The organism is Streptococcus suis, from assembly GCF_024509555.1.
Taxonomy (GTDB): Bacteria; Bacillota; Bacilli; order Lactobacillales; family Streptococcaceae; genus Streptococcus; species Streptococcus suis_AD.
Genome location: NZ_JAMWEL010000017.1, coordinates 21960 through 48556 on the forward strand (window position 1 = coordinate 21960; position 26597 = coordinate 48556).

Here is a 26597-nt window from a genome sequence, read left to right on the forward strand (position 1 = left end):
ATGAAAAAATCAGATTTTAAAAAAGAGTTATTTACGGTTTTTAATTTTAGTATTGAAGACTTAACTTTTTTAGAAAAAATTAATTTTATAGAGGCAGCACTAATTGATTTTCAAAAAGATAATGTTGAATTAGATACAAGTAACAAAGGGAAACCTTGGACCGATGAGGAATTGAAGATTATATTATCTGATGCTGCAACGAAACAGAATTGTATTAAATATGCCAAGCTTTTTAAGCGTTCTTATGGTAGTATTGAACAAATTTATCGTTGGTCTACAACTCCTCAGAAAGAGATTAACGAAAAAGGTAGAGGAGATGATAGATTTATTCAGCAAATTAAACGAATTTATAAAGAAATTGGTTTGCGATCTTAATTTATTACTTAGAAAATAGGGGAGAAATCATGACAAAACGTGCGTTAATTAGCGTATCAGATAAAAATGGTATTGTAGAATTTGCCCAAGAATTGACCAAACTTGGCTGGGAAATTATCTCGACAGGAGGCACAAAAGTTGCCTTGGATCAGGCTGGTGTAGCGACTATCGCTATTGACGATGTGACCGGTTTTCCTGAGATGATGGACGGCCGTGTCAAGACCCTACACCCCAAAATTCATGGAGGTTTGCTGGCTCGTCGGGATTTGGACAGCCACCTGCAAGCAGCCAAGGACCACGAAATTGGCCTGATTGACTTGGTGGTGGTCAACCTTTATCCTTTCAAAGAGACTATCTTGCGTCCAGATGTGACTTACGACTTGGCGGTGGAGAACATCGACATCGGTGGTCCGTCCATGTTGCGTTCTGCGGCTAAAAACCACGCCAGCGTGACAGTTGTGGTGGATCCGACAGATTATCCGATGGTTTTAGGGGAAATTGCAGAGCAGGGGGAAACGAGCTATGCAACACGTCAGCGATTGGCTGCAAAGGTATTCCGTCACACCGCAGCCTATGATGCCCTAATAGCAGATTATTTCACAAAGCAAGTAGGCGAAGACAAGCCTGAAAAACTCACCCTTACCTACGACCTCAATCAGCCTATGCGTTACGGAGAAAATCCTCAGCAACATGCGGATTTCTACCAAAATGCCATTCCGACTGATTATTCGATTGCAGCTGCTAAACAGCTAAATGGTAAGGAATTGTCCTTCAATAACATTCGGGATGCGGATGCAGCCATTCGGATTATCCGTGATTTCAAGGACCGTCCAACTGTTGTGGCTCTCAAACACATGAACCCTTGTGGTATCGGTCAGGCAGAGACTATTGAGCAGGCTTGGGATTATGCTTATGAGGCTGACCCAGTATCGATTTTCGGGGGTATCGTCGTACTGAACAGGGAAGTGGATGCTGCGACGGCTGAAAAGATGCACCCGATTTTCTTAGAAATCATCATCGCACCGAGCTACTCGGCAGAAGCGCTAGCGATTTTGACCAATAAAAAGAAAAATCTTCGGATTTTGGAATTGGCCTTTGACGCACAGGATGCAAGCGAAGTGGAAAAAGAGTTCACAGGCGTTGTCGGCGGGATCTTGGTGCAGGATCAGGACGTGGTGGTGGAAAGCCCAGCGGACTGGCAGGTGGTGACCGAGCGTCAACCGTCCGAGCAAGAGTGGGCAGCTATGGAGTTTGCTTGGAAGTCCTCCAAGTATGTCAAGTCCAACGGCATCATCATCACCAATGACAAGATGACCTTGGGCGTGGGACCGGGGCAAACCAACCGTGTAGCGTCCGTCCGTATCGCTATTGAGCAAGCAAAAGATCGTTTGGAGGGAGCCGTTTTGGCGTCGGATGCCTTCTTCCCATTTGCTGATAATGTTGAAGAAATCGCAGCCGCAGGCATCAAGGCCATCATCCAGCCAGGTGGCTCTGTCCGCGACCAAGACTCCATTGACATGGCCAACAAGTACGGCTTGACCATGGTCTTTACGGGAGTCAGACATTTTAGACATTGATACAAACAAAAACCCCAGCAGTGCTGAGGTTTTTTGGTTTAATTGGGATAGATATAGCCTACGACACCGTCAGCGACTGGGTTGAACCAGCCACGATAGTCCCCAACTACTTGATTTCCGGCGTAGTTGCTTTCTTTGACACGGATACGAGTGGTGCTACTGACCTCGGTGACGACTGCCACATGTCCATAGGGCCCACTTGTCCAAACAGCGACGGCTCCCACACGTGGAGTGGTACCCGTTTTGAAACCGGCATTTCTTGCGGAGATGAGCCACAGGTTTGCATTTCCCCAATAGTTCCCAACCCAAGGAGCAACTTCCTTAGCACCCCAAGTACATTGTCCTATTGGATAGGTATTATTTTCCACATAACGTTGGTTGGTGGTGACTTGGAAACTATAAGCTCCAAGCCCTTTTCCGTTCTGGTAGAGGTGGAGGTTGTATTTTCCTGTCCCTGTGTGATTGGTCAAGGGAATACTTCCTGTAATGGTGCGTAAGGCAGATTTAGAAGCGGTGTACCACTTGAGGTCGTCTTGTCCGTTTTCTTCAGACCAGACTGCGTAGGTGACTATCTCACTATCGTAGATATTCTGGGCAGTAACCTGGAAAAGTCCAGTCTTTTGAAAGGCAATTGTTGTAGCAATAGGCAACCGAGCTGTTGTCAAATCGATCGTTTGTGCAATATAGCCCACACGACTACCGTCTGTATAGGTCACATAGACATGATTTTGATACAGCCCAGTATGGTTTGCATGCTCTGTAAAGCTGATGCCGCTTATATAACTGCCGTTGCTATATGCAGCTGTACGCCACTTGATATTGCTCTGATTACTGGTGGACCAGGTGGCAATCTCAACCGACTTAATGGCTTTGTTAGTAGCGGTTTCCTGCACTTTAATCTGATAACTTCCTTTTAATGGATCGAGGTTTTGGATGGAAATTGCAGGAGTAGTTGATGCAGGAATGTGTTGTGTTTGTACGACAAATTCAGCCGATGCGGTGATACTTACCTGACTGGCGCCATTTTCCTTTGCATAGAGATGAATGGAGTAGGTACCTGTATTAAACTGGTGTTGCTTGAGTGGCACTCGCAAAGAGTAGCGACCATTTCCCACAGCCGTAGCGGTGTACCAAATGATATCATCCTGTCCATTGGCATGGGACCAGACTGGAAGTTTGACCTCGGTAACGCTACTAGGAAGATTGTTAATCTGAACATCCAAATAGCCTGGTGTCGAAATACTGCTGACAATGCTTGGTTTGACAGGAGCTAAATGGACACTGGTTTCTTCAAGGAAGATCAGTTTGTTATCAATAACGATATAGGCATGAATAGTGTAGAGGCCAGTTTTTCCTAATTGTGCGAGGGAAATGTCCGTTTGACTTTGCCCTGCGGTAAACCATTGGACATCATCCTGCCCGTTTTCGTTGGACCAGATAGCGTATTGGATGCGATTTTGCTGCTGATCGGCGGAGCGGTTGTAGTAAATGGATAAGGTTGCTCCATTTTGCTGCGTGGTCACGCCTTGCGACAGGACTGCCTGTTCAGTCTGGGCAGTAGTTATTTCAATAGCATTTGTGACAGGTTCCGACTGCTCATTGGCTGATACAGGCGTCGCTACACTTGTAGCTAAGACAAGGGTTGAAAATAAAAGTGTCGAATATTTTTTCATATAAATCCTCCTACACAACCTATTCGGGAAAGGGGAGGGAAAACGAATGATTTTTTAGTATTGATTTGTAAATTTCGTGGTAAAAAGGATGTTCATTTTATAGAAGAAATTCCCGAACGTTACCCTGTTCTTTCTATCAAAATCCGTCTGTTTTTGCTATACTGTTTATAGAAAATCCGTTTTTGAGGTGTGAAAAATGAAACTTTTGGTTGTCGGGTCTGGTGGTCGTGAACATGCTATCGCAAAGAAATTGTTAGAGTCTGAACAGGTGGAACAGGTTTTTGTAGCTCCTGGAAATGACGGGATGGCTTTAGATGGTATCGAGTTAGTAAACATCGGGATTTCCGAACATTCTGCCCTGATTAACTTTGCTAAGGAAAATGACATTGCTTGGACTTTTGTGGGTCCAGACGATGCTCTGGCAGCAGGTATGGTTGATGATTTTGAACAGGCGGGACTAAAGGTTTTTGGTCCGAGTCGTCTAGCCGCGGAGCTGGAGTGGTCAAAAGACTTTGCCAAACAAATCATGGTCAAATACGGCATTCCCACAGCAGCCTTTGGCACATTTTCCAACTTCGAAGAAGCCAAAGCCTACATCGAAGAGCAGGGGGCTCCAATCGTGGTCAAGGCGGACGGCTTGGCACTGGGCAAGGGTGTGGTCGTGGCGGAAACCGTCGAGCAGGCGGTCGAAGCGGCACGGGAGATGCTCTTGGACAACAAGTTCGGCGACTCGGGTGCTCGTGTGGTCATCGAGGAATTCTTGGAGGGCGAGGAGTTTTCCCTCTTTGCTCTGGTCAATGGTGACCAGTTCTACATTCTGCCGACAGCTCAGGACCACAAGCGTGCCTTTGACGGTGATCAAGGTCCCAACACAGGCGGTATGGGGGCTTACGCCCCTGTTCCCCACCTGCCTCAAAGCGTGGTGGATAGAGCGGTTGATACCATTGTCAAGCCCATTCTTGAGGGCATGATTGCGGAAGGGCGGTCTTATCTGGGCGTGCTCTATGCTGGTTTGATTCTGACCGATCAAGGTCCTAAAGTCATTGAGTTCAACGCTCGATTTGGCGACCCAGAAACCCAGATTATCCTTCCTCGCCTGACCTCTGACTTTGCTCAGAACATCGACGATATCCTCCATAAACGCCCGACACAGCTGACTTGGCTGGATAGCGGCGTGACACTGGGCGTGGTTGTGGCATCAAACGGCTATCCTTTGGATTACGAAAAAGGCGTAGAGTTGCCAGCAAAGACCGAGGGTGATATCACGACCTACTATGCAGGGGCTCGTTTTGCGGAAAATAGCAGAGTATTGCTTTCAAACGGCGGTCGGGTCTATATGTTGGTCACCACAGCAGATACCGTCCAAGAAGCCCAAGAAAAAATTTACTCGGAGCTGAAAAATCAGGATACAACAGGCCTCTTTTATCGGACAGATATTGGGAGTAAAGCAGTAAAATAAGGGATAAAGAAAAGGAAAGACAAGCATGAACATTCCAATTTCCATCATCATGGGTTCTAGTTCTGACTGGAAAACCATGAAAAAAGCAGCCGATGTGCTGGACAACTTTGGCGTAGCCTATGAAAAGAAAGTGGTCTCTGCCCACCGCACACCAGACCTCATGTTCCGTCACGCCGAAGAAGCTCGTGGCCGTGGCATCAAGGTTATTATCGCAGGAGCGGGGGGTGCGGCTCATTTGCCAGGTATGGTAGCAGCCAAGACCACCCTGCCTGTTATCGGTGTCCCTGTCCAATCCCGTGCCCTCAGTGGTGTGGATTCCCTCTATTCTATCGTGCAGATGCCAGGTGGTGTCCCTGTTGCGACCATGGCAATCGGTGAAGCTGGTGCCACCAACGCAGCCCTGACAGCTCTTCGCATTCTCTCCATTGAAGACCAAACCATTGCAGCTCAGCTGGCAGACTTTGCCAAGGAACAAGAAAAAATTGCGGAGGCGATGACAGATGACCTCATCTAAGACAATCGGAATTATTGGCGGCGGTCAGCTGGGGCAGATGATGGCTATTTCCGCTATTTACATGGGCCACAAGGTCATCACGCTGGATCCTGCAGCGGACTGCCCAGCCTCCAAGGTCAGCGAGGTTATCGTTGCTCCCTATCACGATGTGGCGGCTCTCAAACAGCTGGCGGAGCGGTGCCATGTTCTGACCTACGAGTTTGAAAATGTTGATGCCGACGGACTGGACGCGGTCATCAAGGACGGTCAGCTCCCTCAAGGGACAGACCTCCTCCGTATTTCCCAAAACCGTATTTTTGAGAAGGATTTTTTGGCAAAAAAAGCTGGCGTGCAAGTCGCCCCCTACAAAGTTGTCACATCTAGCCTAGACTTAGAAGGACTGGACCTCAGTAAAAACTATGTCTTAAAGACAGCCACTGGGGGCTATGATGGACATGGCCAGAAGGTCATTCGAGAAGAGGCGGACTTGGTAGAGGCTAGTCAGTTAGCTAACTCTGCCGAGTGTGTCTTGGAAGAGTTTGTGAATTTTGACCTAGAAATCTCCGTCCTTGTGTCTGGCAATGGCTCCGACTACACCGTCTTTCCTGTGCAGGAAAATATCCACCGCAATAATATTCTTTACAAGACCATCGTGCCTGCCCGTATTTCAGATGAACTTGCTGAAAAAGCCAAAACCATGGCCCTACAAATCGCAGGTAAGCTCTATTTAGCAGGCACCCTCTGCGTTGAAATGTTTGTGGCAGGGCAGGACATTCTGGTCAACGAAATTGCTCCTCGACCACATAATTCGGGGCATTATTCTATTGAAGCCTGTGATTTTTCACAGTTTGATACCCATATCCGAGGCATTTTAAGGGAGCCTCTACCTCCTATCTGCCTGCTTTCTCCAGCCGTTATGATCAACGTCCTCGGACAAGACATGGAAGCAGTCCAAACCTTTCTTCAAGAAAATCCTACCGCCCATCCCCACTTTTATGGTAAACTAGAAGCGAAGCACAATCGCAAAATGGGACATGTGACGGTGTTGACGGATGATGTTTGCTAAAAAATTAAGTTTTAAAAAGGAAAAACTTATACAATAAGTATAAAATATCTAGTTATTGATGAGAATAGGTAGTTCATATGTATGTTTGTTGTACTATCATAATAAATAGGATACGAAAGATAGGGGAAGTCTTTTATGGTAACTTTTAATCGAGATACTGCACATGAGTCAAATTCGTGGGCTTATAAGGCATTTTTAGATTATTTGACAGATATAAATAGGAATTATTGGTCTCTGGTTCCAGCTCTGAGTAAAGAAAAATATTTAGCAAATTTAGAGGCGAAAGATGGTAATGAATTGAATAAGATTTCATCAGTAGATTTTTTTAAAGCTACTGGAGAAAATTCAAGACGTATCCCTCCGAATTTGGAGGAGTGGCTGATTAGTGTAAAGCAATTTGAGAACTGGAATAGAATAAATATACTGATTAGCTTAGTCTCAAATTTTGAAACTTATCTATCTTTAGTAACAAGAATTGCATTAGAGTCAAATCCTGCATTGTTATTTAATTATACTTACTTATCCCCATCGGAAGATAGCCCAGATAGACTTTTTAATAAAATTGATGGTGTAGAATTTTTAAAGAAAAATCTTTTCAATAAAAAAGGATATAAAGACTTGATAAGTAGTATTGATTCAGAAATCACACATGGGGATTGGACTAAAAGAACAAATATGTTTTACAAAATATTTCCAGATGCACCTGAAATTTTAAGGCAAAATATTGCGGATCTAGAAAAAACTAGAAAACTACGGAATAACGCTGCTCATTCTTTTGGTAGAGAAATTACACAAGCAAGAGAAAATAGAGAATTCAATAAAGTAGCATCTTATGATAAACTTTCCGAAGAAAGATTAATAAATTATTTTAAATTATTTAGTGATTTGTCGTTAAATATTGATAATTATTTACTAAAAAATCATATTGGTGCCTATGAAATAGTTTATTATTATCACAAGAATTATGTTGAAAAAAACAATTTGGATAATTATTGTGGAAATATGATGGTTGAATTAAAAAAAGATTTAACTTCTCGCTCAGGTACAACTACGTGGGGAAAAGCTTATCTGAAAGAGATGATACAATATTACCATAGTATTTAATGACTAATTTTGAAACTTATATTTATGTGTTGACGATATATAATAACTAAGGAGAAAATCATGATAGAACGTTATTCCCGCCCAGAGATGGCGGCTATTTGGAGTGAAGAGAACAAGTACAAGGCTTGGTTGGAGGTGGAAATCCTCGCTGATGAGGCTTGGGCTGAGTTGGGTGAGATTCCCAAAGAAGATGTGGCCTTGATTCGTGAGAAGGCGACTTTTGACATCGACCGTATTTTAGAGATTGAAGAGGAAACCCGTCACGATGTGGTGGCCTTCACGCGTGCGGTTTCGGAAAGTCTTGGTGAGGAACGCAAGTGGGTCCACTATGGTCTGACATCGACCGATGTGGTGGATACGGCTTACGGCTACCTCTACAAGCAGGCCAACGACATCATCCGTCGTGACCTTGAAAACTTTACCAATATCATCGCCGATAAAGCGCGTGAGCACAAGTACACTATCATGATGGGGCGGACCCACGGTGTCCATGCGGAGCCAACGACCTTTGGTCTAAAACTGGCAACTTGGTATAGCGAAATGAAACGCAATATGGAGCGTTTTGATGTGGCGGCCAAGGGTGTCGAGGCTGGTAAAATTTCAGGTGCGGTTGGAAACTTTGCCAACATTCCTCCATTTGTGGAAGAGTATGTTTGTGGCAAATTAGGCATTCGTCCGCAGGAAATTTCGACCCAGGTCCTTCCTCGTGACCTTCACGCAGAATATTTCTCAGCCCTAGCCTTGATTGCAACGTCTATCGAGCGTATGGCGACAGAAATCCGTGGACTGCAAAAATCTGAACAACGCGAAGTCGAAGAGTATTTCGCCAAGGGCCAAAAAGGCAGCTCTGCTATGCCCCATAAACGCAACCCTATCGGCTCTGAAAATATGACCGGTCTGGCTCGTGTGGTGCGTGGTCACTTGGTGACGGCTTTTGAGAATGTGGCCCTCTGGCACGAACGCGATATTTCCCACTCATCAGCGGAGCGGATTATCACACCGGATACGACCATTCTCATCAACTATATGCTCAATCGTTTTGGTAATATCGTTAAGAACTTGACGGTCTTCCCTGAAAATATGAAACGCAATATGGAGTCAACTTTTGGCTTGATTTACAGTCAGCGTGTCATGCTTAGCTTGATTGAGAAAGGTATGACCCGTGAGGAAGCCTATGATTTGGTGCAACCAAAAACTGCGCAGTCATGGGACAATCAAGTGGACTTCAAGCCCCTTCTCGAAGCGGATGAGCGCGTGACAGCTAAACTCAGCCAGGAAGAAATCGATGAACTCTTCAACCCAGACTACTATGCTAAGCGGGTGGATGATATCTTTGAGAGACTTGGGTTATAAACATTCGGGACAACCAGCAAATGTTGGTTGTTTTTTGATAAAAATTGACAAAATGTCTTGACTCATCCCTAGGGGAGTAGTGTATGCTAGGACTATCAAAACAGATGGAGGTTGCTTATGCAGGTCAAAGATGTGGAGAAGTTGACAGGCTTGTCAACTAAGGCGATTCGGCTGTATGAGGAAAAGGGTCTGATTGAAGTGGTGAGAAATCCGCTCAACGATTACCGTGATTATTCAGAGGAAAATGTACGTCAGCTTCGCTTGATTAAGTTACTCCGCTATTTTGAGTTTTCCCTAGCAGAGATTACGGACATCCTAGCCTTGCCAGAGGAGGATTTGCAATCAGCCTTGCGTGAGAAAAAGCGTGGAATCAATCAGCAAGCAGAAGAATTGACAGACAAGGTTGATTTGTTGGACCAGGTGGTCAGGGATTTGGGTAAGAAAATGGATTGGTTGGAAGAAGCACAGGAATCCATTGCCTTTGTGGAAAGCGGTGAATTTCAAGACTTCAAACAAGACCTAGAATATGCCTTATTACCAAGCCTATGGCTGACCCTTGTGCAGAGCCTGATGGCATCAGGCCCCATCCTCTGGCTGTTTACCCGAATCCAAGAGGGTCGTCAGGAAAATCTTTTCCTACTAGCAGTGGTTTCCCTGCTAGCAACCGCTTGGATAACGCTTCTCTGGCGAGACTACCTCGTAACCTGGTGGAAACATCGGGACAAGGTCCGCCAGAAAAACCGCAGTCAGGGCTGGTGGATTCCGATTGGTCTTATCTCCCTCGTAGGTGGGATTGCCTACTTTGTCCTTGTCGGCTGGTTGACCGAAAGATTTTTCCTACCAAGTGATTGGCTCTTCTATGAGTATTCGACTGGTCTGGGTAAGGTTGCTATATTTTTTATCATAGCTTTTCTCGTTTTTCTTTTTGGAAAACTGGCGAGGCTGGTGAAGTTATCTTGGAAATATGGTTTGGGTCTGGCAGGCGGTTGTATCCTATTGACCGCTCTGCTGATTTCTACCACAACAGCAGTGACCAAAGCCCAGATCATCGACATCAATCTGCTGGCTCCGTCCAAGGAATATCTTTACAGCGATGTCAAGTCTGTCTGGACAGGCTTTGGGACCAAGCTAGTGACAGTGAACAGGGCTGAAAGGCAAGGGGAATTTAGCTATCAAATTCAACTGGATGGGAAAAAGATTGTGTTTATGCAACCAGCTGTTAATCAGAACTTGGTACCTGACGATACCTACATCGAACTAGAGGAGTTTGATCGGCAGTTGATGAGCCTGGAAATTTCCAAAGAAAGTTCAACAGAAGGCAGTCAGTACAACGATTTAGATTCGCACTATCTAAAACGATTTTTGCGAATAGTGGAAAATAAATAAAATGAATTCTGTTTTAGTTTCTCTTAAGCTTGGCGAGCTATACTATATCCAAGCTAGAAATAGCCCATTCTTTTTCATATAATCTCCTGAGAATACTGGACTCATTGAGTCTGGTATTTTCATTTTGTGCTATAATGGTTTCATGACAAATCGAATTTTAGATATGGAACAAATGCAGGACGAGGAATACGTAGAACGTACCCTGCGTCCGCAGAAATTAAATGAATACATCGGCCAGGACAAGGTCAAGGACCAGCTCAAAATCTTTATCGAGGCGGCCAAGCTCCGTGATGAAGCCTTGGACCATACGCTTCTTTTTGGCCCTCCGGGTTTGGGTAAGACCACCATGGCCTTTGTCATTGCCAACGAACTAGGCGTCAATATCAAGCAGACCAGTGGTCCTGTTATTGAAAAAGCAGGTGACTTGGTGGCCCTTCTCAACGATTTGGAGCCAGGTGATGTCCTCTTTATCGATGAAATCCACCGTATGCCCATGGCTGTCGAGGAAATTCTCTACTCTGCTATGGAGGATTTCTACATCGACATCATGATTGGAGCAGGGGAGGCCAGTCGCTCCGTGCATTTGGAGTTGCCACCTTTTACCCTGATTGGAGCAACCACTCGTGCAGGTATGCTGTCCAATCCTCTGCGGGCCCGTTTTGGTATTACCGGTCATATGGAGTATTATGAACTGGCTGATTTGACGGAGATTGTCGAGCGGACAGCGGATATCTTTGATATGGAGATTACTCATGAAGCTGCTATTGAGCTGGCTCGTCGGTCTCGTGGAACTCCCCGTATCGCCAACCGTTTGCTCAAGCGAGTGCGGGATTTTGCACAGATTATGGGCGACGGCCTGATTGACGACACCATTACAGACAAGGCCTTGACTATGCTGGATGTGGACCGCGAGGGGCTGGACTACGTGGACCAGAAGATTCTCCGCACGATGATTGAGATGTACAGTGGCGGTCCCGTCGGCCTCAACACCCTGTCGGTCAATATTGCCGAGGAGCGTGAGACGGTGGAGGACATGTACGAGCCCTACCTGATTCAGCAGGGCTTCCTCATGCGGACACGGACGGGGCGGGTTGCGACAGCCAAGGCTTACGAGCACTTGGGTTATCCCTATACGGAAAAATAATGGCAGAGCAGATGAGACAAGTAGCTCGTTTATTTGGAGACTGGCCTGAGACGATTATCTGGACCTGTTTAGAAGGTACCATGGGAGACATTTATGTTGATGACAGCCAATTGCCCCAGTCAGCCCTAGCTCTCTATGGACGGCAGAGCTTCTTTGGTTTTTTAGCTGGCCAGCCACATCGAGACTTGCTAAAAATCTGCGAGGGAAAGGATATTATTCTAGTTCCTCAAAACCAAGCCTGGTTAGACTTGATAGAAGGGACTTACGGAGAAGGGATTCGGTCCTTTACCCGCTATGCTACGAAAAAGGACACTGAGTTTGACCTTGGGCATTTACAGAAACTGGTTGATGACTTGCCTGAAAGCTTTGATATAAAACTGATTGACCGTAATCTGTACGAGGCTTGTCTGGTAGAGGAATGGTCACGGGATTTGGTGGGAAATTATATAGATGTGGAACAATTTTTGGACTTGGGGCTGGGCTATGTCACCTTGCACAAGGGTCAGGTGGTCTCAGGGGCTTCGTCCTATGCCAGCTATTCAGCTGGGATTGAGATAGAAGTAGATACCAGGGAAGACTATCGAGGTATGGGTTTGGCAAAAGCCTGTGCGGCTCAGTTAATTTTAGCTTGTTTAGACCGCGGACTCTATCCAAGCTGGGATGCCCACACCTTGACATCCTTGAAACTGGCTGAAAAGCTGGGCTACCAATTGGACAAGCCCTATCAAGCATTTGAATGGAGATAAGATGACACCGACATTTATTTGGGATTTGGATGGAACACTTCTGGATTCGTATGAAGCGATTTTGGCGGGAATTCAGGAAACCTATGAGCAATATGAACTTCCTTTTGACCGTGAAGAGGTGAGAAAATATATTCTCCGCTATTCTGTTAAAGATTTATTGGTGCGTGATGCGGCCAAGTACGGTCTGGATAGTGATGAACTCAATCGTGTGCGTGCGACTTCCTTGAAGGAGAAAAATACGCAGATTCCCTTGATGGCTGGTGCGCGTGAAATTCTGGACTGGACAGCAGAGAAAGGAATTCAAAATTTCGTTTATACACACAAGAGTGACAATGCTTTTCAGGTTTTGGAGGATTTGGGTGTCCGTCAACATTTCACAGAAATCTTGACAAGCGATTCTGGTTTTGCCCGCAAACCAAGTCCAGAAGCTCTGCTATTCCTCATCGAAAAATACGGACTGGATAAGGAAAGCACCTACTATATTGGCGACCGTTTGCTCGATGTAGAAACAGCTATCAACGCAGGGATTCATAGCATCAACCTGCAAATTGATGGTGTGGAGCAGAATTGGAAGATTGAGAAGTTGGTGGATATTAAGGAAAAGTTTGAAGTGTAAATATAGCTAGCAACTATAACAAGTCATGAAAATATTCAATTAGTCATCTATAGCTAATTTTGATACACTAGGGATGTGAAATAAAAATAGCGAGGTGAGTTATGAACGATAAGGAATTTGGTCAACGTGTGCGTCAACTGCGAGAAACTGCTAATCTGACACGTGAACAGTTTTGCGATGATGAACTGGAGCTCTCCGTCCGCCAATTAACCCGTATCGAAGCAGGCACTTCCAAGCCGACTTTTTCAAAAATCCAGTATATCGCAACCCGATTAGGCATGGGGCTCTACGAGCTTATGCCTGATTATGTGTCGCTACCTGAACGATATTCCAAACTGAAGTTTGATGTACTTCGTACACCGACTTACGGCAACGAAGAATTGGTGGAAAAGCGCGATGCTATCATGACGGAAATCTATGATGACTATTATGATGACTTGCCTGAGGAGGAGAAAATAGCGATTGATGCCATTCAATCCCGAATTGATACCTTAGAGTCAGGGACAGCAGGCTTTGGAAAAGAGATACTAGAAGATTACTTTGAACAAATTTTCCGAAAACAAAAGTACGAAGTGAATGATTTGCTGATTATTAGGCTCCAGCTTGAATACGTTAGATTGTCCAGTAGTGACTCAGAAATATTTAAACAGTTTTTGAAAATTATAGAATATTTACATGGACAAATCGATGTTATCAATTCCAGTGATTTATTTGTTCTAAGAGATACATTGTTATCTTGTGTAAACATTTTGGGAAGTAAAAAATATTATGAACCAATACCAAAGATATTCGACACTGTAGATAAAATTATACAGTCAACTCAAGATTTTCAGAAAAAGCCTATTGTTAGTGTATTGAAGTGGAAGTATGCACTTTTTGTAAATAAGGATAGAGGTGAGGCTGAAAAACATTACCTAGATGCGATGTTATTTGCAAAATTGATAGAAAATAGAGAATTAGAACAGAAGATTGAAGAAGATTGGAAAGTTGACAATCAATAATGTGACATTTTTGTCCTGTTGAAGATTTGTCAAAGGTATTATACTAAATTCATAAAGAATAAAGGAGATTAGTAATATGTTTAACTTTTTAAAATTTTTTGGACGTCTTGGTGGTAACTGGGGAACATGGATTGAAGAATAAGATTATTCAAAAAGCCAACATCTGCTTGGCTTTTTTTGCTATACTAGACAATATATAGGAGGTGGCTATGTTAGAAAATTGGTTAAACACCAAACAAGGTCAGGTTTTTCATTACAAGATGGAAAAGATTGAGTATGCCCTGGAACTGCTAGGGAATCCCCAGTTTGCCGTGCCAGTCATTCACGTCGCTGGAACCAATGGCAAGGGATCGACTATTGCTTTTTTGCGCCAGCTATTTCAGGCACATGGCTTGCGTGTAGGCAGTTTTGTATCTCCCCACATGGTGAGCGTGCACGACAGGATTTGTATTAACAGCCTGCCCATCTCGGATTATGATTTTCAGCACTATTTACAGAACATCTACGACTTGGAGCAGGAAGTTGCCGCACGCTATGAGCCTTTCCGCTATTTTGAGGTCATGGTACTCATTATGTTCCTCTATTTCAAGGACCAACAGCCTGATTTGGCGCTAGTAGAGGTAGGTATCGGCGGACTTTTGGATACGACCAATGTCGTGGCACCAGCCCTAAGCCTTATCACCTCCATCGGCATGGACCATCAGGATTTATTAGGCTCGACTTTAAGGGAAATAGCAGAGCAGAAAGCAGGGATTATCAAGCAAAACGTGCCTGTCGTCCTAGGACCACTTTGTCCAGCAACCACAGCCTTCTGTCGCCAAATTGCCCAAGACAAACAAGCCTCTGTCTACCAATTTGGTCAGGAATTCACCTATAAAGCAGGACAGTTCAGCAATGCGGACTTGGAACTGTCAGAATTGGTTTTAGGTCTGGCTGGTCAGCACCAAGAAGAGAATGCGGCCGTAGCCCTACAAACTTTTCTACTCTATATGACCAATATCCAAAAAGACATTCAACCTCAGTTGATTCAACAAGCCCTTTCCCAAACCAGCTGGCCTGGTCGTTTGGAATTGGTTGCTCAAGAGCCAAAAATCTATTTGGATGGAGCCCACAATGTCCCAGCTATCGAACGTTTGGTTGAATTTATTCAGGAACAAGAAGAGCCAGTCACCATTCTCTTTTCAGCCCTTCGGCGCAAGGATTTTCAAGAAATGCTTGAATTATTAGAAGAAAAATTGCCACATACTCCCCTTGTACTAACCAGCTTCGCTTATGATGGTGCTGTGTCTGAGGAAAACCGACAAGGACGAGATTATGTTGAGAACTACCAGCAATTTATAGAAGACTGGCAATCGGATGGACAAGGTATACTGATTGTGACTGGTTCCCTTTACTTTATATCGGAAGTTCGACGGATTTTTAAAAAATGAATATCTTTTTGCGAATAAATAGGTATGACACATGCAGAAAAAATAGCATTTCTAAAGGAATTTGAAAAGATCAAACGCCATACCTTTCGACAGTTGGAACTGTTTGCAAAAATTTCTAGAACTCCCGATAGGAAATGACATCGGGAGGGCTTTTTGATATAATAATGAAGAATAGTAAGAAAGGGGAGTGCAATGACAGAGTTAGATACAACATCTGAAAACGCTACAAATAAAGGTAAATATCGACGCCAGCGTAAAAACTCACAGTCTCAAGAATTAAATCTTGATGAAGAGTTTAATGATAAACTATTAGACACAAAGATTTGGCCAGCAATCATTTGGAGTCTGCTACTAAGTATCTTTAGTGTCGCTAATCCATTTTTAACTTCTTTTGCAACCAATATACAAACTCAGAATCTGTATGCCGGTATGGCAATGATGTTCGGTCAGGTTCCATATGGAAATTTCTTTGGAACCAATGGGGTTTTGTACTATTTACTGGCCTGGCTAGGGCATATTGATGGTGGATTTCTTGTTTTTGGACTGCTTCAATTTATTTTCTTAGTCATTGCAGGTATTTATTTTTATAAAATAATTGCTTATTTTGGTCAATCAGATTATCTAGCGACTAGCTTTAGTCACTGGTTCTATATTTTTATATTTGCTCTTGGTTTCGGCGGTCTATATGCAGAAATCTTCGTACTTCCATTCATATTAATGACTATATGGTTTCTGGTGCGTTATTTTGAGAACGCCATTCGAGATGAAGGCTTCATTTTATATGGGATAAACCTAGCATTGACATTTTTGATTTATCCAAAGGGAAGTATTTTGTGGCTGGTAGCCAGTCTTGTCCTGCTTGTCTTTAATATCAGAAATCAACAAAAGGCACGAGGTATTTACCAGTTCTTGGCGACTGTTTTTGGTTTCTTGCTAGTCATGTACGTAGTGGGATATTACGCTTTTGATTCAGAAATTTTGGGAAGTGCTATTCAGCAAACTTTCCTATATAATCTACGTTTGGATTTCCAATATACTGACCTCTACTTGACGATTGCAATGGTTTCGGGATTCCTATTGCTATCTGGATTTTTCAAGAGTATGGTTCAAACCCTTATATCATTTGGGCAAGGTAAACATACCTATATTAAAATTATTCTCTTACTAGCATTCTTAGTTCAGCTCTTGTTCATTGTCGGGACAGATCATTTTTATTGGAGTTATTTACTTAATCTAGTTCCGTATGGGTTTGTGATGGGGATTGTTCATTTACAGGATGATTCAGTAGATGAAGAAGATAGCTATCTGAGATTACAATTTTTCCTTCCTCTCTTTATTTGTTTGGGTATTTTTGCTCAACCTGCTTATGCTTACCTACTGCAAGGAGAGTTAGTGGCAGACCGAGAGAATGTTGCTCAATATGTCAGTGAGCAAACAGAGGAAGCAGATAAGATTTATGTGTGGGACAATAGTGCAAGTATCTACCTTGATAGCCAGCGTCTTTCGTCAGCGACCATTACCACCATTACCCCTTATCTGAATACGACGGAGAATAAAAACAGTCTGATTTATGACCTCAATAAAAATGATGCAACATATGTAGTGGTCAATAAAAATTTGCCAATTTTAGATGAAGTCAAGACAAATCTAGAATCCCAGTACAAGTCTGTACAGACAACTGATCACTTTATTATTTATCAAAAGAATGAATGATTGCCTAGGCAGTCATTTTTTCATTGACTTAGAAACAAAGGGATGTGTGGTATAATGGAGGAATAAGTAAACGGGAAAAAATCTCTAAAGGAATATAGGGAAAATCATGTCACAAATTATTGAATTACCAGAAATTTTAGCCAACCAGATTGCAGCAGGTGAGGTGATTGAGCGACCTGCCAGTGTGGTTAAGGAGTTGGTGGAGAACTCGATTGATGCGGGGGCCAGCCAGATAGAAATTCGTATCGAGGAAGCTGGACTAAAATCCATTCAAATTACAGACAACGGCGAAGGCATTGCTCCTGAACAAGTGTCTTTGGCTTTACGCCGTCATGCGACAAGTAAGATAAAAAATCAGGCAGACCTTTTCCGGATTCGGACCTTGGGTTTTCGTGGTGAAGCTCTGCCCTCCATTGCCTCTGTCAGTCAAATGGTTATCGAAACGGCTACAGCTGATCATACCCATGGCTTGCGTCTGGTTTCTAAGGGCGGAGTGGTTGAGTTAGAGGAGCCAATCAGTCGACCAGTTGGAACCCAGATGACTATTTCAGATTTGTTCTACAACACTCCTGCTCGTCTTAAGTATGTCCGCAGTCAGCAGGCCGAGTTATCGCATATCGCTGATATCATAAACAGGCTGAGCCTTTCCCACCCTGAAATAGCCTTTGCCCTAGTCAACGAAGGGCGAGAATTGATGCGGACAGCTGGAACGGGCAAGCTCCGTCAAGCGATTTCAGGTATTTATGGGATTGCTTCTGCTAAAAAAATGGTGGAGATCGAGGCCGAGGACTTGGATTTTCAGGTTTCAGGCTATGTTTCCCTGCCTGAATTGACCCGTGCTAACCGCAATTACATTTCTATTTTCATCAATGGTCGTTACATCAAGAACTTCCTACTCAACCGTGCCATTTTAGAAGGCTACGGTAGCAAGCTCATGGTAGGGCGTTTTCCGCTGGCAGTGATTTCTATTGAGATTGACCCTTATCTGGCCGATGTCAATGTTCATCCGACCAAGCAAGAGGTCCGCATTTCCAAGGAAAAGGAACTGATGACCCTGATTCGCGAGGCTATTATCAAGGCTCTCAAGGAACAGGATTTGATTCCCGATGCCCTGGAAAATCTGGCCCAGTCTAGTACGCGTACCAAGGTCAAAGCAGAGCAGGTCACCTTGCCACTCAAGGAAAGCAAGCTTTACTATGATACCGTCAAGCAGGATTTCTTCCTCAAGCCAGAGGTGGTCGCTGAGGAAATCAAGCCTTTGAAGGAAGACAAACAGGCTCCTAAAGAAGTACCCGAGGAAAATGCAGTCAAGTCTGTCCAATTTGCAGAACGCCAGACAGCTGAAAGTGCAGACCCAGAACACCCTAACTTGAGTGCTAAAGAGTTGGCCAAATTAGCAGACAAACTAGACCAAGAAGAAACATCAACCTTCCCAGAATTAGAATATTTTGGTCAAATGCACGGAACCTACTTGTTTGCACAGGGGAAAACAGGGCTTTATATCATCGACCAGCACGCTGCACAGGAGCGGGTCAAATACGAATATTATCGTGAGAAAATTGGTCAGGTAGATAACTCTGCCCAGCAACTCTTAGTGCCTTATATCTTTGAATTTCCTCAAAATGATGCCCTCAATCTTGCGCATAAAATGGATGCCCTCCGTCAAGTTGGTGTCAACTTAGAAGAGTATGGTGTCAACCAATTCATCTTACGTGAGCATCCTATCTGGATGAAGGAAGAGGAGATTGAGTCGGGCGTTTACGAGATGTGCGATATGTTGCTCTTGACGGATCAGGTGTCTATTAAGCAGTATCGGGCAGAACTGGCCATCATGATGTCTTGTAAACGGTCAATCAAGGCCAACCATGCTTTGGATGATTACTCGGCGCGTGATTTGTTGCGGCAATTATCGCATTGTCAAAATCCCTACAACTGCCCACATGGCCGACCAGTCTTGGTGCATTTTAGCAAGTCGGATATGGAAAAGATGTTTCGTCGCATTCAGGAAAATCATACGAGTCTACGTGAATTGGGGAAGTATTAAACCGTTGACAAAGAATTGACACACTAGTAAAGGAAGTATATGTACGACTATATCAAAGGAATTTTAACAAAAATCACTGCAAAGTATATTGTGGTAGAAACGCATGGAGTTGGTTACCTCTTGCAGGTAGCTAATCCTTATGCTTACTCTGGGCAAGTCCAGCAAGAAGTAACGGTCTATACGCATCAAGTGATTCGTGAAGATGCTCACTTGCTATACGGTTTTAAGACAGAAGCTGAGAAGTCTGTTTTCCTCAGTCTGATTTCTGTTTCAGGAATTGGTCCGACAACGGCTCTAGCCATAATTGCTGTTGATGACAATGACGGTCTGGTACGCGCTATTGAGCAGAAAAATATCACCTACTTGACTAAGTTTCCAAAGATTGGTAAGAAAACAGCCCAGCAGATGATTTTGGACTTGGAAGGCAAGTTTGTTATGAGCGAAGAAGCAGGTCCTGTCCAACCAACAGCACCTGCCAGTGAAAATGTTGCCCTCGATGAAGCCATGGAGGCCATGGAAGCCCTTGGCTACCGTCCAGCCGAACTCAAGAAAATCAAGAAATTCTTTGACGGTACTACTGACACCGCAGAAAACTATATTAAGTCAGCACTTAAAATGTTGATGAAGTAATAAGATACAAAGGACGTAAAGGACAAAGAGAAAATAGACGGCCGAACAGAAATTTTGCTAGAAATTTCGTTGTGAGACCTCCGCAATGACAACTAGGTAAAAGGCGAGTTTTGACGAAGCCTTTTGCCAGATGTCAACTGCGTTATTCGGTGATATTTAGGACTTAGAGTTACGTTTTGCAAAGTATCGTAGCCGTGTTCAATTAACGTACCAGTATGATGGTTGCTGAAGCAACTCATCATACTACGGCAATCGCTATTTGCGACTTGCCTAGGTACCTTACTAATTCGCCACAAAAATAATATCGATTTTTGTGGCTCATGTCGTGTTCAGATGCAAAGGTGTTAAGCGATACAAAGCAAAATAGACAGCCGAACAGAAATTTTGCAAGAAATCTCGTTGTGAGACCTCCGTAATGACAACTAGGTAAAAGGCGAGTTTTAACGAAGCCTTTCGCCAGATATCAACTGCGTTATTCGGTGATATTCAGGACTTAGGGTTACGTTTCTCACAGTCCTTAGTCTGTGTTTAGCTATTTTTTCAAAAATGTATCTAGCTATGCGTTCTAAAAAGGAGTTTCTATGTCCCCTTGTGCTTGGGTCAATCCCAATAATCCCTTATATATTGCCTACCATGATGAAGAATGGGGCAAGCCACTTCACGATGAGCAGGCTCTGTTTGAGTTGCTTTGCTTGGAATCCTACCAAGCAGGACTTTCCTGGGAGATTGTTCTCAACAAACGACAGGCTTTTCGCTCCGCTTTTTTCAATTATGACCTTGAAATAGTTGCAGCCATGTCTGATACAGACCTGGATACGCTGTTGGACAATCCAGGTATTATCCGCCACAAGGCAAAGCTGTACGCTACCCGCGCCAATGCCCAGGCCTTTCTTCGAGTACAGGAGGAATTCGGTACGTTTGATACGTATCTTTGGGAATGGGTGAACTTTACATCTATCGACAACCCTGTCAAGTCCTTCCGAGAATTGCCGACCAAGAACGACTTGTCTGAGCGGATTTCAAAAGATTTGAAGAAACGAGGCTTCAAATTTGTAGGTCCTGTCTGTGTTTACTCTTATTTTCAGGCAGCAGGTATCTTAAATGAACATAAAGAATCTTGTGATTTTAGAAATCAATTACGAATTTATTAGATGAGCGAGTAATCGCACCCTAGACAGAGGAGGAATATGAAAGCAGAACTAATCGCGGTCGGGACGGAGATTTTGACAGGCCAAATTGTTAACACAAATGCTCAGTTCCTTTCGGAGAAATGTGCAGAGCTGGGGATTGATGTTTACTTCCACACAGCTGTTGGAGATAATGAACAGAGGCTTTTGTCTGTACTGGAGGTAGCCAGCAAGCGTAGTGAGCTAGTCATTCTCTGTGGAGGACTTGGTCCAACTGGGGATGACTTGACCAAGCAGACCTTGGCGACCTTCTTAGGTAGAAATCTGGTTTTTGATGATGAGGCTATGGCAAAATTAGACCGTTTCTTTGCCAGTCGCCCAGGTCGTGTTCGTACACCCAACAATGAACGCCAGGCACAAATTGTTGAGGGAAGTCAAGCTCTACAAAATCCAGCGGGTTTGGCAGTAGGAGGCATGATTGAGCAAAATGGGGTGACCTATATAGTTTTGCCTGGCCCGCCAAGTGAGCTCAAGGCCATGTTTTCTGAGAGTCTCTTACCTTTACTGACCCAATCTCAGCAGCAACTTTACTCGCGTGTCCTACGCTTTTTTGGCATTGGTGAAAGCCAGTTGGTGACTGTTTTGGCGGACTTGATTGACAACCAAACTGACCCAACGATCGCACCCTATGCTAAGGTTGGAGAGGTGACTTTACGTTTATCTACCAAGGCAAATAGTCAAGAAGAAGCAAATCTACGTTTGAATCAGTTGGAAGAAGACATCTTACAACGTGATAAACTGAGAGAATATTTCTATGCCTACGGAGAGGACAATAGTCTGGTCAAAACGGTAGCGACTCGTTTGGTGGAGAAAAGACAAACCATAGCCATTGTCGAGCAGGGGACAGGAGGTCTCTTGCAAGCTGAATTGAGTCTGGCTTTGGCTGAACAGCCGTATTTTAGCGGAGGAAAAGTCATCGGTCAGCTAGGGACAGAATCGGGCTGGCTATCAGAGGAAGCTGACTGCATTCGGCAGGAGCTGCAAGCTGATTTGGGTTTGGCTGTGTCTGTGCTTATCAAACCGGAATCAACAGAGGACAACGTACTTGCAAAAGTATACCTCACTTTGGCTACGACCTCGGGTATTTCCCAAAAAGAGACAGATTTAGGTGGTTATTCGTGGGAATACCTTCGTCAGCTTGCTTGTCTGCAGGCTTTGGATTTTGTACGAAACACTTTGTGAAATAGCAGATATTTGCTATAATAGTTTGACTAAGAAAAGAGGAGAAAATCATTGGCTAAGAAACCAGGAAAAAAATTAGAAGATATTACAAAGAAATTTGGAGATGAGCGTAAAAAAGCACTGGATGATGCCCTAAAATCAATTGAAAAAGATTTTGGTAAGGGCGCTGTCATGCGACTTGGTGAGCGGGCTGAACAAAAAGTTCAAGTCATGAGCTCAGGTAGTTTGTCAATCGACATTGCGCTTGGAGCAGGTGGCTATCCGAAAGGTCGTATCATTGAGATTTATGGTCCAGAGAGCTCAGGTAAGACAACTGTTGCCCTTCATGCAGTAGCTCAAGCCCAAAAAGATGGCGGTATTGCTGCCTTTATCGATGCAGAACATGCCTTGGATCCAGCTTATGCAGCAGCGCTTGGTGTTAACATTGACGAGTTGCTCTTGTCACAGCCGGATTCAGGGGAACAAGGTCTTGAAATTGCAGGCAAGCTGATCGACTCTGGTGCGGTTGACTTGGTTGTTGTGGACTCGGTCGCTGCCCTTGTACCACGTGCAGAAATTGACGGTGATATCGGTGATAGCCATGTTGGTTTACAGGCTCGTATGATGAGTCAGGCCATGCGCAAACTTGGTGCTTCCATTAATAAAACTAAGACAGTAGCTATTTTCATCAACCAATTGCGTGAAAAAGTAGGTGTCATGTTTGGGAACCCTGAAACAACACCTGGTGGTCGTGCGCTTAAATTCTATGCCTCTGTCCGTATGGATGTTCGTGGTAATACACAAATCAAAGGGACAGGCGACAAGAAAGATCAAAACGTTGGTAAGGAAACCAAGGTGAAAATTGTGAAAAACAAGGTGGCGCCACCATTTAAAGAAGCTGTTGTTGAAATCATGTACGGTGAAGGAATTTCTCGCACAGGTGAATTGATTGAGATTGGTAGCAACCTCGGCATTATCCAAAAAGCAGGTGCTTGGTATTCATATAATGGAGAGAAAATTGGCCAAGGTTCTGAAAATGCTAAGAAATTCTTAGCAGATAATCCAGCAATTTTTGATGAAATTGATCGCAAGATTCGTATTCATTATGGCTTGATTGAAGCAGATGGAGTTGAAGAGGTTGTGACCGAAGAAGCCCCTGTTGTTACGGAAGAAATCCAAGATGTTATCCTAGATCTTGATGGCGGTATTGAATTAGAAGATTAAAAACGAAAAAGTTTGGTGTGACCAGACTTTTTTTCTTGTCTAAAACCGAATTATTCCCCAAAAATTTAAAGTTTTTTAAAAATAGGTCTACAGACCGAGGGATTTTGTGATATAATGGTATATAATGTGCTTACTAAGATGTAGCAAAGGAGTGACTACATGATTAAAATTTATACAGTATCTAGTTGTACTTCTTGTAAGAAAGCCAAGAACTGGTTGAATGCCCACCAATTATCCTACAATGAACATAACCTAGCAAAAGAGGCAATCACCAAGGAAGAAATTCTAAATATCTTGACCAAGACAGAAAACGGAATTGCTAGCATAGTTTCATCTAAAAACCGTTATGCAAAGAGTTTGGATTTCGATATTGAAGATTTGAGTGTCAACGAAGTGATTGACTTGATTACTTCTAATCCCCGTATTTTGAAAAGTCCGATTCTGATTGACGAGAAACGATTGCAGGTAGGTTATAAGGAGGACGATATTCGTGCTTTCTTACCTCGCTCTGTTCGTAATGTTGAAAATGCTCAGGCTCGTATGCGAGCAGCTTTATAAGAGTAGGAAAGAACTCTGATGATAGAGTTCTTTTTGCTCTTTCTTTGAGATTATGTAGATAGTGTGTTATAATGGGAGTAAGACATAATGAAAGAAGGTGTAAGTATGGGATTCACAGAAGAAACAGTCCGATTTCGTCTGGATGATACAGATAAGCAAGAAATTAGCCAAACGCTGACCAGTGTTTATCGTTCATTGGATGAGAAGGGGTATAATCCAATTAACCAAATCATAGGCTACGTATTAAGTGGGGACCCTGCTTATATTCCGCGCTATAATGATGCCCGCAACCAAATTCGTAAACATGAACGCGATGAAATTATCGAAGAATTGGTGCGCTACTATTTGAAAGGAAATGGGATTGACCTCTAATGAGAATAATGGGATTAGACGTCGGTTCTAAGACAGTTGGCATAGCCATTTCAGACCCCTTGGGCTTCACAGCTCAAGGATTGGAAATCATCCCAATTGATGAAGAAAAGGGTGAGTTTGGTTTGGAACGCTTAACTGAGTTAGTAGAGCAGTATAAGGTTGATAAATTTGTTGTAGGTTTGCCAAAGAATATGAATAATACTAGCGGACCGCGTGTGGAAGCTAGCCAAGCTTATGGAGATTTATTAATTGAGCGTTACAACTTACCAGTTGATTACCAGGATGAACGTTTGACAACTGTTGCCGCAGAACGTATGCTGATTGAACAGGCAGATATTAGCCGCGGGAAACGTAAGAAAGTTATTGATAAATTGGCTGCCCAGCTGATTTTGCAAAATTATTTAGATAGAACATTTTAAAGGAGATACTAATGGCACATCATCATGACCATGAACACGACCACAATCACGACGAGCGTGAATTGATTACTTTGGTAGACGACCAAGGAAACGAAACACTTTTTGAAATCTTATTGACGATTGACGGTCAAGAAGAGTTTGGTAAAAACTACGTCCTCTTAATTCCTGCAAGTGCAGAAGAAGATGAGAACGGAGAAGTTGAAATCCAAGCCTACTCATACATTGAAAATGAGAACGGCACAGAAGGTGACCTTCAACCAATCCCAGAAGACGCAACAGCCGAATGGGATATGATTGAAGAAGTCTTCAACAGCTTTATGGAGGAATAAAAAGGTCCGGTGGACCTTTTTATCAGGTCCGGTGGACCTTTTTATCAGGTCCGGTGGACCTTTTTATCAGGTCCAGTGGACCTTTTTATCATGAGTTTGCAAATCAAAGAATGAATTAAGGTCTGGTGAATGTTTTATCTGCTCCCTGTCGTTAGAATGAATTTTCTAACGATTTTTTTAAGGAAGCTAGAAAAAACAACACTAAAATCAATGAACAACTTGAAGGTAGAGGATTGTATGAAAGAAGAGTTGGGAAAATATTTATCGAAAGACCCTGATATCAATAGGATTTTGGAGATTGTAAAGGATTTAGACTTAGCGGATTCATGGATTTGTGCGGGAACAATTCGTAATTTTATCTGGAATCACTACCGTTTTGATAAAAATACGGATGTTGATCTTATCTTTTACGATGAGAAAATATCGTATCACGCAACAAAAGAATTAGAAGCAAATTTGCGTCAAAGATATCCGGAATATCAGTGGGAAGCTAAGAATCAAGTATTTATGCACATTCATAGCCCGGATACCTCTCCTTATCAATCGTCAAAAGATGCAATAGAAAAATTTCCTGAAAGGTGTACCGCAATTGGTGTTCGTCAGACAGAGAAAGGGGATATAGAACTATTTGCGCCTTATGGATTGACTGATATTTATAATTATTTGGTACGACCAACTCCTCATTTTATTGGTAATTCTAAACGTATGGATTTATATGGGAAAAGAATAAAAAAGAAAAACTGGAAAGAACAATGGCCTGTAATAACTATAAAATACGAATGAAAAACCATATTTACTAATTAGTAGACAAAAATGTCCTGTAGCAAGATAGCCTTTTTCGATAAACTTAAACCATCAAACAAAGGAGATGTGTTAATGAAATTCGAAAAGGTGTATGCAAGTGTGAAAGGTATTGTAAATAAAGCTCGAAAAGAGTTTTATATTAAGCTCTGGGACAGGGAAGACTGGGATCAAGAGGGCATGATGACCTTGTTTGAATTATTGGAAGATCAACCGTGGTTAGTTGATGAGCAGGAACAATTATATTGCTATTTCAAAGTGAAGTTCAGAAATCGAATTAAAGACCGCGTGCGCAGACAAGAAAGTCAGAAGCGTAAGTTTGATCGTATGCCGCATGAAGATATTCATGATTTATCTCACGTTATACAATCGCCAGGTTTAGTCAATGATGAACTGTTAATGTTGAGAGGTGCCTTGAGGGATTATCGAAAAAAACTAAGCAATGACCAGCTTGAAAATTATGAAAAACTAATTAGTGGCCAATGTTTCCGTGGTCGCCGTGAAATGATACGTGATCTACAAATCCATTTGAAGGATTTTCGCTGATAGTCTTCTGAATAAAAGAAATAGAGTGAGTTCGAAAAGATCTTAGAATAAGCGTTTTAAGATTTTGGTAAATTCTCAAAGTAAGTTCTAGTTCCCGTCCTTCCAGAAGTTACTTTGAGAAAACTGCATAACATCAACAGAATTTAGTCTCAGACTAAGTTCTTTTTTTGACTAAAAATGTTGATAATAG

At 43.1% G+C, this 26597-nt stretch carries 26 protein-coding genes; 25 read left to right on the top strand and 1 reads right to left on the bottom strand.

The window, feature by feature from the left end:
• Together NF418_RS07780 and purH are read left to right on the top strand one after the other, a co-directional pair.
• A complete protein-coding gene (locus NF418_RS07780) occupies nt 1-375 on the top strand; it encodes a hypothetical protein (RefSeq protein ID WP_256779103.1) in 375 nt (124 codons plus the stop codon).
• Between the two features lie 29 nt (nt 376-404).
• On the top strand, nt 405-1952 hold the full coding sequence (purH, locus tag NF418_RS07785; RefSeq protein WP_256779105.1) for a bifunctional phosphoribosylaminoimidazolecarboxamide formyltransferase/IMP cyclohydrolase: 1548 nt from the start codon (nt 405-407) through the stop codon (nt 1950-1952).
• A 38-nt stretch (nt 1953-1990) separates the two neighbouring features.
• Here the strand turns inward: purH and NF418_RS07790 are convergent, their stop codons facing one another.
• The gene (locus NF418_RS07790) at nt 1991-3625 is read right to left on the bottom strand and encodes a GBS Bsp-like repeat-containing protein (RefSeq protein ID WP_256779106.1); all 1635 of its coding nucleotides are present in this window, start codon (nt 3623-3625) and stop codon (nt 1991-1993) included.
• A gap of 196 nt (nt 3626-3821) precedes the next feature.
• Between NF418_RS07790 and purD the strand changes: the two genes are divergently transcribed.
• The 23 genes from purD (at nt 3822) to NF418_RS07905 (ending at nt 26407) form a co-directional block, all read left to right on the top strand.
• Nucleotides 3822-5084, top strand: a complete 1263-nt coding sequence (gene purD, locus NF418_RS07795; protein WP_256779107.1) for a phosphoribosylamine--glycine ligase — start codon at nt 3822-3824, stop codon at nt 5082-5084.
• Nucleotides 5085-5109: 25 nt separating this feature from the next.
• Entirely contained in the window at nt 5110-5598 is a 489-nt protein-coding gene (gene purE, locus NF418_RS07800; RefSeq protein ID WP_256779108.1) for a 5-(carboxyamino)imidazole ribonucleotide mutase, read from the top strand.
• On the top strand, nt 5585-6643 hold the full coding sequence (gene purK, locus NF418_RS07805) for a 5-(carboxyamino)imidazole ribonucleotide synthase (RefSeq protein WP_256779109.1): 1059 nt from the start codon (nt 5585-5587) through the stop codon (nt 6641-6643). Before purE ends, purK begins: the two co-directional genes overlap by 14 nt.
• 135 nt (nt 6644-6778) lie before the next feature.
• Nucleotides 6779-7747 carry a hypothetical protein gene (locus NF418_RS07810; protein ID WP_256779110.1) on the top strand — a complete coding sequence of 323 codons (969 nt, stop codon included), beginning with the start codon at nt 6779-6781 and terminating at the stop codon, nt 7745-7747.
• Between the two features lie 60 nt (nt 7748-7807).
• A complete protein-coding gene (gene purB, locus NF418_RS07815; protein ID WP_044768569.1) occupies nt 7808-9100 on the top strand; it encodes an adenylosuccinate lyase in 1293 nt (430 codons plus the stop codon).
• Between the two features lie 117 nt (nt 9101-9217).
• Complete coding sequence (locus NF418_RS07820) at nt 9218-10486, top strand: MerR family transcriptional regulator (RefSeq protein ID WP_256779111.1); 1269 nt, start codon at nt 9218-9220, stop codon at nt 10484-10486.
• A 142-nt stretch (nt 10487-10628) separates the two neighbouring features.
• Nucleotides 10629-11630, top strand: a complete 1002-nt coding sequence (gene ruvB / locus NF418_RS07825) for a Holliday junction branch migration DNA helicase RuvB (RefSeq protein ID WP_256779112.1) — start codon at nt 10629-10631, stop codon at nt 11628-11630.
• Nucleotides 11630-12376, top strand: a complete 747-nt coding sequence (locus NF418_RS07830) for a GNAT family N-acetyltransferase (protein ID WP_256779113.1) — start codon at nt 11630-11632, stop codon at nt 12374-12376. Before ruvB ends, NF418_RS07830 begins: the two co-directional genes overlap by 1 nt.
• Nucleotide 12377: 1 nt before the next feature.
• Nucleotides 12378-12992, top strand: coding sequence for an HAD-IA family hydrolase (locus NF418_RS07835; protein WP_256779114.1), 615 nt, complete (start codon nt 12378-12380; stop codon nt 12990-12992).
• Nucleotides 12993-13093: 101 nt separating this feature from the next.
• Nucleotides 13094-13993: a helix-turn-helix domain-containing protein gene (locus tag NF418_RS07840; protein ID WP_256779115.1), complete on the top strand. Its 900-nt coding sequence runs from the start codon at nt 13094-13096 to the stop codon at nt 13991-13993.
• 209 nt (nt 13994-14202) lie between these two features.
• Complete coding sequence (locus NF418_RS07845; RefSeq protein ID WP_256779116.1) at nt 14203-15423, top strand: bifunctional folylpolyglutamate synthase/dihydrofolate synthase; 1221 nt, start codon at nt 14203-14205, stop codon at nt 15421-15423.
• 192 nt (nt 15424-15615) lie between these two features.
• The gene (locus tag NF418_RS07850; protein ID WP_256779117.1) at nt 15616-17136 is read left to right on the top strand and encodes a glycosyltransferase family 39 protein; all 1521 of its coding nucleotides are present in this window, start codon (nt 15616-15618) and stop codon (nt 17134-17136) included.
• Nucleotides 17137-17242: 106 nt separating this feature from the next.
• Complete coding sequence (mutL, locus tag NF418_RS07855) at nt 17243-19180, top strand: DNA mismatch repair endonuclease MutL (protein ID WP_256779118.1); 1938 nt, start codon at nt 17243-17245, stop codon at nt 19178-19180.
• Between the two features lie 39 nt (nt 19181-19219).
• The gene (gene ruvA, locus NF418_RS07860) at nt 19220-19810 is read left to right on the top strand and encodes a Holliday junction branch migration protein RuvA (protein WP_256779119.1); all 591 of its coding nucleotides are present in this window, start codon (nt 19220-19222) and stop codon (nt 19808-19810) included.
• A gap of 581 nt (nt 19811-20391) precedes the next feature.
• A complete protein-coding gene (locus NF418_RS07865; protein ID WP_256779120.1) occupies nt 20392-20961 on the top strand; it encodes a DNA-3-methyladenine glycosylase I in 570 nt (189 codons plus the stop codon).
• A 36-nt stretch (nt 20962-20997) separates the two neighbouring features.
• Nucleotides 20998-22179, top strand: a complete 1182-nt coding sequence (locus tag NF418_RS07870) for a competence/damage-inducible protein A (protein ID WP_256779121.1) — start codon at nt 20998-21000, stop codon at nt 22177-22179.
• A 51-nt stretch (nt 22180-22230) separates the two neighbouring features.
• Nucleotides 22231-23382 (top strand): recombinase RecA, encoded by a 1152-nt coding sequence (gene recA / locus NF418_RS07875; RefSeq protein WP_256779122.1) that lies wholly within the window; start codon nt 22231-22233, stop codon nt 23380-23382.
• 159 nt (nt 23383-23541) lie between these two features.
• Nucleotides 23542-23940, top strand: a complete 399-nt coding sequence (spx, locus tag NF418_RS07880) for a transcriptional regulator Spx (RefSeq protein WP_105108276.1) — start codon at nt 23542-23544, stop codon at nt 23938-23940.
• 105 nt (nt 23941-24045) lie between these two features.
• Nucleotides 24046-24312: an IreB family regulatory phosphoprotein gene (locus NF418_RS07885; protein ID WP_105108277.1), complete on the top strand. Its 267-nt coding sequence runs from the start codon at nt 24046-24048 to the stop codon at nt 24310-24312.
• Nucleotides 24312-24731: a Holliday junction resolvase RuvX gene (gene ruvX, locus NF418_RS07890; RefSeq protein ID WP_105150615.1), complete on the top strand. Its 420-nt coding sequence runs from the start codon at nt 24312-24314 to the stop codon at nt 24729-24731. The genes NF418_RS07885 and ruvX overlap by 1 nt, the downstream gene beginning before the upstream one ends.
• Before the next feature lie 11 nt (nt 24732-24742).
• Entirely contained in the window at nt 24743-25060 is a 318-nt protein-coding gene (locus tag NF418_RS07895; protein ID WP_004195480.1) for a DUF1292 domain-containing protein, read from the top strand.
• Nucleotides 25061-25297: 237 nt separating this feature from the next.
• Complete coding sequence (locus NF418_RS07900; RefSeq protein ID WP_256779123.1) at nt 25298-25843, top strand: nucleotidyltransferase family protein; 546 nt, start codon at nt 25298-25300, stop codon at nt 25841-25843.
• Between the two features lie 93 nt (nt 25844-25936).
• Nucleotides 25937-26407 (top strand): sigma-70 family RNA polymerase sigma factor, encoded by a 471-nt coding sequence (locus NF418_RS07905; protein WP_256779124.1) that lies wholly within the window; start codon nt 25937-25939, stop codon nt 26405-26407.
• Nucleotides 26408-26597 lie beyond the last annotated feature (190 nt).